General features: G+C 68.2%; 13 protein-coding genes. 10 read left to right on the top strand and 3 right to left on the bottom strand.

Going from position 1 to position 13616, the window contains the following annotated elements; translation table 11 throughout:
- The first annotated feature begins 105 nt into the window (after positions 1-105).
- From AZSP09_RS10775 to AZSP09_RS10745, 7 genes are all read left to right on the top strand, one after another.
- Positions 106-909 (top strand): biotin--[acetyl-CoA-carboxylase] ligase, encoded by an 804-nt coding sequence (locus AZSP09_RS10775; RefSeq protein WP_232058786.1) that lies wholly within the window; start codon positions 106-108, stop codon positions 907-909.
- Positions 906-1664, top strand: a complete 759-nt coding sequence (locus AZSP09_RS10770) for a type III pantothenate kinase (RefSeq protein ID WP_152090030.1) — start codon at positions 906-908, stop codon at positions 1662-1664. The genes AZSP09_RS10775 and AZSP09_RS10770 overlap by 4 nt, the downstream gene beginning before the upstream one ends.
- Positions 1665-1772: 108 nt before the next feature.
- Positions 1773-3137, top strand: a complete 1365-nt coding sequence (locus AZSP09_RS10765; protein WP_130459468.1) for a TrpB-like pyridoxal phosphate-dependent enzyme — start codon at positions 1773-1775, stop codon at positions 3135-3137.
- A 31-nt stretch (positions 3138-3168) separates the two neighbouring features.
- Positions 3169-4014, top strand: a complete 846-nt coding sequence (locus AZSP09_RS10760) for an SPOR domain-containing protein (RefSeq protein ID WP_152090029.1) — start codon at positions 3169-3171, stop codon at positions 4012-4014.
- Position 4015: 1 nt separating this feature from the next.
- Entirely contained in the window at positions 4016-4633 is a 618-nt protein-coding gene (coaE, locus tag AZSP09_RS10755; protein ID WP_152090028.1) for a dephospho-CoA kinase, read from the top strand.
- A 146-nt stretch (positions 4634-4779) separates the two neighbouring features.
- Positions 4780-5532, top strand: a complete 753-nt coding sequence (gene zapD, locus AZSP09_RS10750; RefSeq protein ID WP_014236160.1) for a cell division protein ZapD — start codon at positions 4780-4782, stop codon at positions 5530-5532.
- A gap of 215 nt (positions 5533-5747) precedes the next feature.
- Positions 5748-5957 (top strand): DNA gyrase inhibitor YacG, encoded by a 210-nt coding sequence (locus AZSP09_RS10745; RefSeq protein WP_130459465.1) that lies wholly within the window; start codon positions 5748-5750, stop codon positions 5955-5957.
- 3 nt (positions 5958-5960) lie between these two features.
- Here AZSP09_RS10745 and AZSP09_RS10740 read toward each other — a convergent pair whose 3' ends face one another.
- A complete protein-coding gene (locus AZSP09_RS10740; RefSeq protein WP_152090027.1) occupies positions 5961-6908 on the bottom strand; it encodes a Nudix family hydrolase in 948 nt (315 codons plus the stop codon).
- The gene (locus AZSP09_RS10735) at positions 6905-7828 is read right to left on the bottom strand and encodes an ATP-binding protein (protein ID WP_232058785.1); all 924 of its coding nucleotides are present in this window, start codon (positions 7826-7828) and stop codon (positions 6905-6907) included. Before AZSP09_RS10735 ends, AZSP09_RS10740 begins: the two co-directional genes overlap by 4 nt.
- Positions 7829-7888: 60 nt before the next feature.
- Between AZSP09_RS10735 and AZSP09_RS10730 the strand changes: the two genes are divergently transcribed.
- From AZSP09_RS10730 to AZSP09_RS10720, 3 genes are all read left to right on the top strand, one after another.
- Positions 7889-9127 carry a murein transglycosylase A gene (locus AZSP09_RS10730; RefSeq protein WP_152090880.1) on the top strand — a complete coding sequence of 413 codons (1239 nt, stop codon included), beginning with the start codon at positions 7889-7891 and terminating at the stop codon, positions 9125-9127.
- Between the two features lie 182 nt (positions 9128-9309).
- A complete protein-coding gene (locus tag AZSP09_RS10725; protein WP_152090026.1) occupies positions 9310-10515 on the top strand; it encodes an ammonium transporter in 1206 nt (401 codons plus the stop codon).
- 172 nt (positions 10516-10687) lie between these two features.
- Complete coding sequence (locus AZSP09_RS10720; RefSeq protein ID WP_152090025.1) at positions 10688-12829, top strand: methyl-accepting chemotaxis protein; 2142 nt, start codon at positions 10688-10690, stop codon at positions 12827-12829.
- Positions 12830-12897: 68 nt separating this feature from the next.
- On the opposite strand, the gene AZSP09_RS10715 is transcribed toward AZSP09_RS10720, so the two are convergent.
- The gene (locus AZSP09_RS10715) at positions 12898-13611 is read right to left on the bottom strand and encodes a DsbC family protein (RefSeq protein WP_152090024.1); all 714 of its coding nucleotides are present in this window, start codon (positions 13609-13611) and stop codon (positions 12898-12900) included.
- Positions 13612-13616 lie beyond the last annotated feature (5 nt).

The following is a 13616-nucleotide window of genomic DNA, read 5'->3' as shown; positions in this document are numbered from 1 at the left end:
ATTCCCGGCGGCGGCTGCCTATGAGGCCAGAGCATGGGGCCAGAGAAGTTTTTCCTTCCCGGCCTTATCCCCGATAATGGCGCCTTCATTCCTTCTGGCGCTGTCATGGCTGCATCCCTGATCGACCCGGCCCTCCTCGTTTCCCGCCTCGGCGCCATCGTCGGCCGGGTGGATGTGGACAGCCTGGAAAGCTGCGATTCCACCAGTTCCGAACTGTCGCGCCGGGCCGCCCGGGGGGCGCCGGCCGGCAGTGTGGTGGTGGCCGACCGGCAAAGCGCCGGCCGCGGGCGGCGGGGCCGGGACTGGGTTTCCAGCCCCGAGGACAGTCTCACCTTTTCCCTGCTGTGGCGCTTTGCCGGCGGCTTCGACAAGGTGGCCGGCCTGTCCCTGGCCGTTGGCGTGGCCGTCGCCCGGGCCTGCGAATCCCTCGGCGCCACCGGCGTGGTCCTGAAATGGCCCAACGACGTGCTGGCCCCGGTGCCGGGCGGCCTCGGCAAGCTGGCCGGCATCCTGGTGGAACTGTCGTCCAGCCGCAGCGGCACCGAGGCCATCATCGGCATCGGCATCAACCTGCGGGCACCGGCGGTGAGTGCGCCCGGCGGTCTGGCCCCGGCCGGTCTGGCCACCCTGCTGGGCGCGGTGCCGGAGCGCCACGACCTGCTGGCGGCCCTGCTGCGGGAGCTGGTGGCGGTGCTGGACCGCTTCAGCCGCGGCGGCTTTGCCGCCCTCGCCGACGACTGGCAGCAGCGCCATGCCTGGCAGGACTGTCCGGTGCATTTGCTGGAGGAAGGCAAGGTGGTGGCCTCCGGCCTGTGCCGCGGCGCCGACGGCGACGGCGCCCTGCTGCTGGAGGGCCCGGACGGCGTGCTGCGCCATCTGGCCGGCGACCTTTCCCTGAGGCCCCTATGATCCTGCTGCTCGATGCCGGCAACACCCGCCTCAAGTGGGGCCTGCGCCAGGCCGGCGCCTGGCGTGCCCGGGGCGCCCTGGAACGGGAGCGCATCGGCGACCTGCCCCATGCCCTGCGCCAGGCCCTGCCGGTGGGGCAGGGCCTGCAGCGCATTCTCTTTTGCAACGTGGCCGGACCGGAAGTGGCGGCGGCCGTGGCCCAGGCCCTGGTGCCCCTGTCCCCCGGGCTGGAGAATTTTCTGGCGACGCCGGAAGCTGCCGGGGTGCGCAACGGCTACGCCCGCCCGGCCCAGCTGGGGGCGGACCGCTGGGCCGCCCTGGTGGGCGCCTGGAACCAGGAGCGACGGCCCTGCCTGGTGGTCAATGCGGGCACCGCCCTGACCATCGATGTGCTGCTGGAAGACCCGGAACGACCCGGTCACGGCTATTTCGCCGGCGGCTGCATCCTGCCCGGCTTCGACCTAATGCGGGGTGCCCTCAACCGCCATACGGCCCAGCTGCCCCTGGCCGAGGGGGATTTCGCCGAGCTGCCGCGCAGCACCGATGCGGCCATCGTCAGCGGCTGCCTGCATGCCCAGGCCGGCGCCGTGGAGCGGCTCTACCGGCAGCTGCCGCCCGGCTCCCCCTGCCTGCTTTCCGGCGGCGGCGCCGCCCAGCTGGACGAATGCCTGGACCCGACCCTGCCGGTGCGCCGGGTGGATTACCTGGTGCTGGAAGGACTGGCCCGGGTCGCCGATCTGCCGGCCGTCGCCTGACGGCCGCCGCGGCGGCCCCGCCCGGCCGGAAAGCCGGGGCGGGGCCGCGTTATACTTCGCCTGCCGGCCTTGCTGCCGGCCAGAACCGTTAAAAGACAAAGGGAGATCATGGAGAACACCCGCATCCTGCTCGAGCAGAACGAGATTCCGACCCACTGGTACAACATCGTGGCCGACCTGAAGACCCCGCCGGCCCCGCCCCTGGGTCCGGACGGCCAGCCGGCGACGCCGGAGCAGATGGGCGTCATCTTCCCCGGCGCCATCCTCGAACAGGAAATGTCGGACCAGCGCTGGATTCCCATTCCCCAGGAAGTGCGCGAAATCTACCGCCTGTGGCGCCCCGCGCCCCTGGTCCGGGCCGTGCGCCTGGAGCAGGCCCTGGGCACCACCGCCAAGATTTACTACAAGTACGAAGGCGTCTCCCCGGCCGGCTCCCACAAGCCCAACTCCGCCGTGCCCCAGGCCTTCTACAACAAGCAGGCCGGCATCAAGCGCCTGACCACCGAAACCGGCGCCGGCCAGTGGGGTTCCTCCATCTCCTTCGCCGGCCAGATGTTCGGCCTGCCGGTGCGGGTGTACATGGTCAAGGTCAGCTACGACCAGAAGCCCTACCGCCGCCTGATGATGCAGACCTGGGGTGCCGAAGTCTTCGCCAGCCCCTCCGAGCTGACCCAGACCGGCCGTGCCGCCCTGGCGGAGAATCCTGACAACCAGGGCTCCCTGGGCCTGGCCATCTCCGAAGCGGTGGAAGAGGCCGCCTCCCGCCCCGACACCAACTACACCCTGGGCTCCGTGCTCAACCACGTACTGCTGCACCAGACCATCGTCGGCCTGGAAGCGAAGAAGCAGTTCGACAAGATCGGCGAATACCCGGACGTGGTCATCGGGCCCTGTGGCGGCGGCTCCTCCTTCGGCGGCATCGCCTTCCCCTTCCTGGCCGACAAGGCCGCCGGCGACAAGCGGGCAGAAAACCTGCGCTGCCTGGCGGTGGAACCCACCTCCTGCCCGACCCTGACCAAGGGCGCCTACGCCTACGACTTCGGCGACGCCTCCGGCTTCACCCCCTTGATGAAGATGTACACCCTGGGTCACGACTTCATGCCCCCCGGCATCCACGCCGGCGGCCTGCGTTACCACGGCGCCTCGCCCCTGGTTTCCCAGGTGGTGCATGAGGGCCTGGTGGAGCCGGTGGCCGTCTCCCAGCTGGCCACCTTCGAGGCCGGCGTGCAGTTCGCCCGGGCCGAGGGCATCATCCCCGCCCCCGAATCCTGCCACGCCATCCGCGCTGCCATCGACGAGGCCCTGAAGGCCAAGGTGACCGGCGAGCCCAAGGTGATCCTGTTCAACCTCACCGGCCACGGCCACTTCGACATGTCCTCCTACGAGCGCTTCTTCAGCGGCAAGCTGGAGGACTACGACTACCCGGCCGAGGCGGTCGCCCGTTCCCTGGAACATCTGCCCAAGGTGGGCTGAGGCCAGCCGGCCTTTTCCGGAGATTTCCGTCATGCGCGTCCTGGTCTTCCTGCTGGTTCTGGCCAATCTGCTGTTCTTCGTCTTCGCCCGGGGCTATCTGGGCGGCGGCGACAACCCGGATGGGGAGCGGCTGCACCAGCAGCTGCAGCCGGAGCGCATCGTCATCGTCAGCAAGGGCGAGCCGGCGGCGGAGGCAGCTGAGAAGCCGGCCACCGAGGCCCCTGCCCCCGTAGCCAAGGAGGACGCGCCTGCCAGCCAGGGGGTGGCGGAGACGCCCGTCCCTGCTGCCTCCCAGGCGACCGACAAGAAGGCGGACGAAAAGAAGGGCGACGAGAAAAAGCCGGAGGAAAAGAAGCCGGAAGAGAAAAAGGCCGAGGACAAGAAAGCCGAGGAGAAGAAGGCCCAGGCCTGCCTGGCCTGGCCCGACCTGCCGGCGGCCGAGGCCGACGCCCTGGTGGCCCTGGCCAAGAAGCGCTACCCGAGCCTGACCCTCTCCCGCAGCGTGGTCTCCGCCGAAGGCGGCAGCCACTGGGTGTTCATTCCGCCCCTGGCGAGCAAGGCCGACGCCGAGCGCAAGGCCGGCGAGCTGAAGAAGCTGGGGGTCACCGAGTTCTTCATCGTCACCGAAGCCGGCGCCAACCAGTACGCCATTTCCCTCGGCATCTTCTCCAGCGAGCAGGGCGCCAAGGACCAGCTGGACAGCCTCAAGGCCAAGGGCGTGCGTTCGGCCAAGGTGGGGCTGCGGGGCGGCAAGACCACCGCCGTGCATGTGGAAGCCCGGGGCGATCCGACCCAGATCCAGGGCCTCAAGGATTCGGGCACCGCCATCACCGCCACGCCCTCCGCCTGCGAGGCCAAGGCGGCGAAGAAGCCCTGAAATGCCCTACGTCGTCGGGCTCACCGGCGGAATCGGCAGCGGCAAGAGCACCGTGGCCGACCTCTTCGTCTCCCGGGGCGCCGCCCTGGTGGATACGGATGCCATCGCCCACGAACTGACCGGGCCCCAGGGCGCCGCCATGGCAGCCATCGCCGAGGCCTTCGGGCCGGCGGTGGTGGATGCCCGGGGCGCCCTGGACCGGGCCGCCATGCGCCGCCAGGTCTTTGCCGATGCCACGGCGCGTCAGCGCCTGGAAGCCATTCTCCATCCCCTGATCCGCGCCGAGAGCGATCGCCGCTGCCAGGCGGCCCGGGCGCCCTACGTCATCCTGGCGGTGCCCCTGCTGGTGGAATCGGGCAGCTACCGGGAACGGGTGCAGCGGGTGCTGGTGGTGGATTGCCCCGAGGCAGTCCAGGTGGCCCGGGTGACGGCCCGCAACGGCATGGGCGAGGCCGAGGTGCAGGCCATCCTGGCGGCCCAGGCCAGCCGCCAGCAGCGCCTGGCGGTGGCCGACGACGTGGTGGACAACGGCGGCGATGCGGCCGCCCTGGTCCCCCAGGTGGAGCGCCTGCACCGCCAGTATCTGGCGGCCGCTTCCGGAATTCATGCACCAACTTGATGCATATTATTCAAATTTATGCCCAAAGGCTTATTAGTGTTGAGGTTTATGGCTGAATGGTTCAGAATCCTCGCACTTTGACGACATAATGCCCGCCGTAAGCGCACTTACCGGACCCTGACTGGCAAACCCTGGCGAAACCTGGCGTGATCACCTACGAATATCCCTTCAATGAGCGCATCCGCACCCTGCTGCGGCTGGAGGATTTGTTCGACAAGGCCGCCTACTATCTCCAGGCCGAAGGCCACCTGGAACACCATGTCGTCCTGCTGACCCTGTTCGAAATCCTGGAAGTTTCCCGGGCCGACCTGAAAATGGACCTGATCCAGGAACTGGAGCGTCAGCGCCAGACCCTGCTGGCTTTCCGCAACAACCCCGACATTTCCGAAGAGGCCCTTTCCGGTGCCCTCTACGAGATCGAGCAGGCCTCCGCCGCCCTGCTGGCCATGACCGGCAAGATCGGTCAGCACCTGCGCGACAACGAGTGGCTGATGAGCATCAAGAGCCGGGCCGCCATTCCCGGCGGCGTCTGCGAATTCGACCTGCCCTCCTACCATTTCTGGCAGCACCACCCGGCCGAGCAGCGCCGGGCCGCCCTCATGGGCTGGCTCAAGCCCCTGCTGCCCCTGCGCGACGGCCTCACCATCGTGCTGCGCCTGCTGCGCTCCTCCGGCCGGCCCAAGGCCCAGGTGGCGCCCTCCGGCGGTTTCCAGCTCATGCTCGGCGGCAGCAATGCCCAGATGGTGCGGGTCACCCTGCGGGACGGCGACCCCGCCATTCCCGAAATCAGCGCCAACAAATACGCCCTGAACATCCGCTTCACCTGCCCGGACGGCGACCTCAAGCCCCGGGCCTGCGACCGCGAGGTCGCCTTCGACATGACCTTCTGCAACCTCTGAGCGTCATTGGGGCGGCCGCTCGCGCCGCTTCGCCTTCCATCCCGCAGCTGAATGTTCTTTTCCCGTTCCGGACTCGTGGCTTTCACGTCTGCGCCTGGGAAGACTGCGGCGGTCTGGAAATTCTGCTTTAATGCGGCCCGTGGCGCTGCGGGATTGCTCCTGCCGCCGCCGTACCTTTTCCCTTTCGCCCATTCCGTCCTTGGCTGCCATCGCCCATGAGCGCACCCCGTAAAGTCCGTTGCCCCCAGTGCGGCGGCGACTCCCTCTGGTCCCCCGACAATCCCTATCGTCCCTTCTGCTCCAAGCGCTGCAAGCTGATCGACCTGGGCGCCTGGGCTTCCGAGTCCTACCGGGTGCCGGTGCAGGAAGAGGCCGGCCCGGGGGAAGACGGGGCCGTTGCCGACAGCCCCTTCCCCAAGGCCTGAGGCCTACCAGCCGCGCATCAGGGCGATGCCCTGGGCGCCGTGGCGGCGGGCCGTTTCCAGTTCGGTCGTGGTCATGCCTCCCAGGGCGTAGACCGGCTGGGCGCAATCGAATACCCACTCGCCGAAAACGTCCCAGCCCAGCCCGGCCTGCTCCGGATGGCTGGGGGTGGGCCGGACCGGGCCGAGGACGCTGAAATCCAGTTCCAGACGGTCGGCCAGGGCCAGTTCCTGGGGTGAGTGGCAGGAGGCGGCCACCAGGGGGAAATCGGGGCGGGCCGTGAGGGTCTGCAGGCGGGCGGCGGGCAGGTGGAGGCCGTCGGCGCCGAGGCGGCGGGCGAGAAGGTCGCTGGCCTCGTCCGGCGCGTTGAGCAGGACCCGGGCACCGTGGGCGCGGGCCAGGGCCACCACCCGGGCGGCGAAATCGGCGCGTACGGCAGGGGGCAGTTGCTTGTCCCGGACCTGCACCAGCTTCAGCCCCCCGGCCAGGGCCCGCTCCAGACGTGCCATTTCAGCCTCCACTCCCCGCTCCTCGGCCTGGGTCAAGGCGTACAGGGGGGGCAGGGCCAGGGCCCGCAGAATGGGGCCGTTGGCCGGCAGGATGGGCTCAACGCCAGCATCCATGCCGATCCTGGCCCAGGCAAAAGCGGAGTGCTCGATCGGGGCGATCTCCCCCTCCCAGGCGGTGACGCGGAAGAACTTGAGGCGCACCGTGGCGTGGGGATAGACGAAGCGGCGGGAAATCCAGGGCGTGGCGGCGGTGACGGTGATGCCCAGTTCTTCCTGCAGTTCCCGGTCCAGGGCCTGGCGGTGGCTTTCGCCGGCTTCCACCTTGCCGCCGGGAAACTCCCAGTAGCCGGCGTAGACCTTGCCCTCGGGGCGGCAGGCGAGGAGAAATTCCTGGCCGCCATTGCGTTCAATGACGGCCGCCGATACTTCCACCACCTTGCTCATTTGCCACCCTTCGGCGCATGGCTGCCGGCGTAGTCCCGGGCGAACTGCCAGGCCACCCGGCCGCTGCGGGAGCCGCGCTGCAGGGCCCAGTTGAGGGCATCCCGCTCCCAGCTCTCGCGCGCCGCCGCGGCGCAGCCGAAGTGGGCCAGCCAGTGGGCGGTGATGTTGAGGTAGTCGTCCTGGCTGAAGGGGTAGAAGGAAATCCACAGGCCGAAGCGTTCGGAGAGGGAGATCTTTTCCTCGATGGCCTCCCCCGGGTGGATTTCGTCGCCCACCTTGCTCGTCTCCAGGTTCTCCGCGTGGTACTCGGGCATCAGGTGGCGGCGGTTGGAGGTGGCGTAGATCAGCACGTTGTCCGGGACGCTGGTGACGGAGCCGTCCAGCACCGACTTCAGGGCCTTGTAGCCGTCCTCGCCGGCCTCGAAGGAGAGGTCGTCGCTGAAGATGATGAAATGCTCGGGGCGGCCCGCCACCATATCCACGATGTCCGGCAGGTCCACCAGGTCCGACTTGTCCACCTCGATCAGGCGCAGGCCCTTCCTCTGGTATTCGTTGAGCAGGGCCTTCACCAGGGAGGACTTGCCGCAGCCCCGGGTGCCGGTCAGCAGCACGTTGTTGGCCGGGCGGCCGGCGAGGAACTGACGGGTGTTGGCGACGATGCGCTGCTTCTGGTCGTCGATGTCCTGCAGGTCCTTGAGGCGGATCGGATGGGGCTTGGCCACGGCCTGCAGAAAGCCGCGGCCGTTCTTGCGCCGCCAGCGGTAGGCCGGGGCTTTCCAGTCGGGCTGGGGCAGGGCTTCGGGCAGCAGGGGCTCGAGGCGGGCGAGCAGGGCTTCGGCCGTGTCGAGGAAGCGCACCAGGCGTTCCAGGGGATCGGCCACGGCGGCTGCCGTACGGGGCGTCTTGGCAGGTGAGGGCATGGGGCTACCGGTATACTGGGGAAAAGTCCGGACCTTAGCCCAATCATGCCCATAAGCCAAATGCCCCGCCGCCTGCTCCTGCTTGCCGCCAGCCTGGCCCTCCTGGCCGGCTGCGCCACGGCGCCCCGGCCGGCGGCCACCACCGCCGGCGCCTGCCCGGCCTGTCCCGTTTGCCCGGCGCCCGGCGTCGCCCCGGTGTGTCCGCCCGCCGGCGCCCAGTTGCCGCCGCTTCCCGCCGCCAAGCCGTTGCAGTCGGCCCGCTGGGAAGACCTGCCCGGCTGGGGCGAGGACGACCTGGGAGCTGCCTGGCCGGCCTTCCTGCAATCCTGCAAGGGCCTGGTGGGCAAGAAGGAATGGCCCCTGTGGCGTCCCGCCTGCGATGAGGCCCAGACCCTGGGGAGCAAGCCGGACAACGGCAGCCTGCGGCGCTTCTTCGAATCCCGCTTCCAGCCCTATCTGCTGACCAATCCGGAAGGCACCGTCGAGGGCATGATCACCGGCTATTACGAGCCCCTGCTCAAAGGCAGCCGCAAGCCCACCGGTCCCGGCCGCTATGCCGTGTTGGGGGTGCCGGACGACCTGCTCACCATCGACCTCTCCGAGTTGTATCCGGACCTCAAGAACTACCGCCTGCGGGGCCGCCTGCTGGGCAACAAGGTGGTGCCCTACTGGTCCCGGGCCGAGCTGATGGCCAGGGAGGACAGCCTCAAGGCCCGCACCCTGCTGTGGGTGGACGACCCCATCGAGCTGTTCTTCCTGCAGATCCAGGGCTCCGGTCGGGTCCGGCTGCCCGACGGCAGCATCGTCCGCCTCGGTTACGCCGACCAGAACGGCCACCCCTACCAGTCCATCGGCCGGGTGCTGATCGAGCGGGGCGAGCTGAAACCGGAGCAGGCTTCCATGCAGGGCATCCAGGCCTGGGCCCGGGCCAATCCGGCCAAGGTCAACGACCTGCTCAACGCCAATCCCAGCTACGTCTTTTTCCGGGAGCTGGACCTGCCCGCCAGCGAAGGCCCCATCGGCGCCCTGGGTGTGCCCCTGACGCCGGAGCGCAGCATCGCCATCGATCCCCGCAGCACGCCCCTGGGGGCGCCGGTGTTCTTGGCGGCGAGCCATCCCAACAGCAGCAAGCCCCTGCGCCGCCTGGTGCTGGCCCAGGACACGGGCGGCGCCATCAAGGGCGTGGTGCGGGCCGACTACTTCTGGGGTTACGGCGCCGAGGCCGGCGCCCTGGCCGGGCGGATGAAACAGACTGGCCAGATGTGGGTGCTGCTGCCACCCGGTCTGGGACCCCGCTAAGGGGCCGGACGGCGGGCGCCCCGGCACGGTGCAAAATGCACCAATAGGCAGCATGTCCGGTGCAATACGCACAATGCCGGTGCGTACCTGCCGGGCGCCTATGGCTAAGGTAGTGATTTAACAGTGCTAAGCCCCTGGAACGGGGCTTGCTTTTGTGGTGCCAACTTTTTGCTGGAGGCACCATGGAAGCTTACAAGTCCGCCTCGGACACCCTTTTCGTTCTCTTGGGCGCCATTATGGTGCTCGCCATGCACGCCGGTTTTGCCTTCCTCGAACTGGGCACCGTGCGCCGCAAGAACCAGGTCAATGCCCTGGTGAAGATCCTTTCCGACTTCGCCGTGTCCACCCTGGCCTACTTCTTCGTCGGCTACGGCATCGCCTACGGCGTGCATTTCTTCCAGGGCGCCCAGGCGCTGATGCAGAACAGCGGCCACGACCTGACCAAGTTCTTCTTCCTGCTCACTTTCGCCGCCGCCATCCCGGCCATCATCTCCGGCGGCATCGCCGAGCGGGCCCGCTTCAATCCCCAGCTGGCCGCCACCTTCTGCCTGGTGGGCTTCGTCTATCCCTTCTTCGAAGGCATCGCCTGGAACCACGCCTTCGGCATCCAGGAATGGCTGCTGGCCAGCTTCGGCGCCGAGTTCCACGATTTCGCCGGCTCCGTGGTGGTGCATGCCATGGGCGGCTGGATCGCTCTGCCCGCCGTACTCCTGCTCGGCGCCCGCCGCGGCCGCTACCACAAGGATGGCGGCATCGCCGGCGCCCATCCGCCGTCCTCCATTCCCTTCCTGGCCCTGGGCGCCTGGATCCTCATCGTCGGCTGGTTCGGCTTCAACGTCATGAGCGCCCAGAGCCTGGACAAGATTTCCGGCCTGGTGGCCCTCAACTCCCTCATGGCCATGGTGGGCGGCACCCTGGCGGCCCTGGTGCTGGGCAAGAACGACCCGGGCTTCGTGCATAACGGCCCCCTGGCCGGCCTGGTGGCCGTCTGCGCCGGCTCCGACCTGATGCACCCCCTTGGTGCCCTGGTCACCGGCGGCGTTGCCGGTGCCCTTTTCGTGGTCATGTTCACCCTGACCCAGAACCGCTGGAAGATCGACGACGTTCTCGGCGTCTGGCCCCTGCACGGCCTGTGCGGCGCCTGGGGCGGCATCGCTGCCGGCATCTTCGGGCTGGAGGCCCTGGGTGGCGCCGGTGGCGTGTCCTTCCTGTCCCAGTTGCTCATGACCGGCCTGGCCATCGTTATCGCCCTGGTGGGCGGCGGCCTGGTCTATGGCGTCATCAAGCAGCTGGTGGGCATCCGCCTGGACCAGGAGGATGAATACAACGGCGCCGACCTTTCCATCCACAAGATCACCGCCTCCGCCGAGCGGGAAACTCTCTGGTAATTCACGCTTTCGGTGCAGCAGGGGAGCCTCGGGCTCCCCTTTTCATTTGGGGCCTTTTCCCCTGCGGGGGCCGGCGGACGTGGCTGCAGGAATTTTCCCGTTTCGCCGTACGGGGTTGGCATCGCCCTTGCTAAAGAATGTGAACTAATACACAAAAATGCGGAGAGAACAGATGCTGCAGAGTCCTTCCATGTCCCTGTCCAGCCGCGAGAAAGGCTGGCTGCCTCTGGGGGGCAAGACCGGCAAGATCGCCATGGGCTGGGCCACCTACCTCAACCGGGACCGCTACCCCGTGCTGGAACAGGCCTTCGAGGGCTTCGCCTCGACTCGGGTGCGCATCCTGCAAAGCTGGGCCGAGCAGTGCTGGCACCACCTGGAAACCCTGGCCGGGGACCTCCAGGCCCTGCATCCCCAGCGGCCCCGCAGCCTGTTCCAGGAGAAGAAGAGCTTCGCCCGGGACTTCTCCGAACTGTTCCTCATCGACAGCAACGGGGTGGTGCTGGAATCCACCCAGGGCAGCCGGGTCGGCGCCCGGGACTTGCCCGCCCGGGCCGTCGCCGCCGGCCTCCAGGGACGCTTCCTGCACGGCCCCTATGTGGACCCGGTGACCAAGGTCCTGGGGCCGTCCTCTTCCCGTTTCCACGATGCAGTGACCCTGATGTTCTACCTGCCCATCAACGTGGCCGGGGAATTTGCCGGGGCGGTCTGCGGCCGGGTGCCCAACGACGTGGTGGGAGACCTGATCCAGCGGGAGGCGGGGCACATCTTCCGGGATTCGGGGGACAACTACCTGTTCATGGTCAAGGCCGAGTTCGACCCGTCCATCCAGCCGGGCACGGCCCTCTCCCGTTCCCGTTTCGAGGACGCCACCTTCTCCCTGGGAGACAACCTGAAGCAGGGGGTGCGCACCGACTACGGCACCGTGCGGGTGCGGGAGCACACGGAACTGGAACTGGTGTTCAACGACCCGGCCACGGGCCAGCTGCACCCCGGCGTGCGGGAAACCATCCGCAAGGGGCAGAACCTGTTCGTCACCTATCCGGGCTATTCCGACTACCGCCACGTGCCGGTGATCGGCAAGGGCGTCACCTTCAGCCTGCCCGGCTCGCCGGACCGCTGGGGCATGATGTGCGAGGCCGACCTGGAGGAAGTCTATCGCTACCGCAGCATCGCCTACAAGCTGCAGAAGCTGTACTGGCTGGTGGTGATCCTGGCCTGGGGCCTGGGCGTCGAGGTGCAGGAGCTGTTGGGCCTGTCCGGCCTGCCGGCCCGCCTGCTGGAGCTGGGCCTGGTCATCGGCGGCGGCTTCTTCTTCAACCTGTTCGGCATGAAGCCCCTGAGCCAGCGCCTGCGCAAGAGCAGCAGCGTGCTGCGCTCCATCGCCGAGGGCGGCGGCGACCTCAGCCAGCGTCTGCCCACCAGCGAGGGAGGCAGCGACGAAACCACGGTCATGTCCCAGTGGATCAACAGCTTCATCGACAACCTGGAACAGATCATCCGCCGGGTGATCCAGACCTCCGGCGAGATCGACGGCACCAACGGCACCTTGCAGGAAAAGAGCCGGGCCACGGCCCTGGCCTCGGCCCAGATGGCGGCGGAGATGCGGGAAACCGAGGAATCCATCCGGGGCCAGGTGGAGGACATCAACGCCGCCAGCCAGAAGGTGGAGGCCATGCGCGAGGCGGTGGCTCAGGTGACGGCCGAGGCCCGGCGGCAGATGGAGCTGGTGCAGTCCCGCAGCGCCGGCATCCTGGAGTCCGTGGGCGGTGCCACCCGCACCATCCGGGACCTGGAAAGCAGCACGGCGGAGATCGGCCGCATCGGCACGGTGATCCACGAGATCGCCAGCCAGACCAACCTGCTGGCTCTAAATGCCGCCATCGAGGCGGCCCGGGCCGGCGAGGCGGGCCGGGGCTTCGCCGTGGTGGCCGACGAGGTGCGCAAGCTGGCCGAGCGCACTGCCGACGCCACCAAGGAGATTGCCGCCATGATCGGCGGCGTCCAGTCCCGGGCCGAGGATGCGGTGGTGAGCATGGACACCGGCATGAGCGAACTGGAAGAGGGGCTGCGCCTGGCGGCGGATGCGGCCTCGGAAAAGCAGGAGGTGCAGGACATCCTGGAGCACCTCTTCGCCACCATCGACGAGCTGGAGGCGGCCACCCGCGCCACCGGCGGCCGCATCGAGACCATCGCCGTGGCGGCCGAGGCGGTGCGCCAGTCGGTGGATGAATCCAGCCGCAGCACCGCCCTCACCAGCGGTGCGGTACGCACCCTGGATCAGCTGGTGGGGCAGTTCAAGGTCTCGGCCGCCTGAAGGCGGCGGCTGCAAACGACAAGGGCCGCATCAGCGGCCCTTGTGCTTTCCGGCGTTGGCCGGTGGGCTCAGTGGCCCAGGCTGTTCAGTTTTTTCTCGATGACGTCCAGGGGTACGGCGCCGGGAATGCGTTCGCCGTCGGCGAAGAACAGGGTCGGGGTGCCGGTGATGTTGAGGCGGCGACCCAGTTCAAAGGACTTCTGCACCGGGCTGGTGTCGCAGTCGGTGCGGCCGGTGAAGGGCTTGGCGGAAGTCATCATGGTGCTCCAGGCGGCAGCCCGGTCGCTGGCGCACCACACCTGCTTGGACTTCTCCAGGGAGTCGGCCGAGAGGATGGGATAGAGGAAGGTGTAGATGGTGATGTTGTCCAGCTTCTGCAGATCCTTGATGAGGCGCTTGCAGTAGCCGCAGTTGGGGTCCTCGAAGGTCACCAGGACGCGCTTGCCGTTGCCCTTGACCTGCTTCACCGCCAGCTCCAGGGGCAGTTCGGAGAACTTCACGGCGGTCAGTTTCTTCAGGCGTTCGGCAGTGACGTTCTGCATGGTCTTGCCGTCCACCAGGGTGCCGATCAGCAGCACGCTGACCTTCTCGTCGGTGTACAGCACCTGGCCGTCGGCGAAGACCTCGTAGAGGCCCAGATAGCCGGACTTGGTGACGCTCTGCACCTTGCCGTTGATCTTGTCTTCCACGGCCTTTTTCACCGAGGCTTCGTCGGCGGCGGCAGGCAGGGAGAGGAGGGCGCCGGCGCAGAACAGGGCGGCCAGGAATTTGAGTTGTCGCATGGAGG

Source organism: Azospira sp. I09 (assembly GCF_009177135.1).
Taxonomy (GTDB): Bacteria; Pseudomonadota; Gammaproteobacteria; order Burkholderiales; family Rhodocyclaceae; genus Azospira; species Azospira oryzae.
This window is presented reverse-complemented; position numbering and strand designations above follow the sequence as displayed.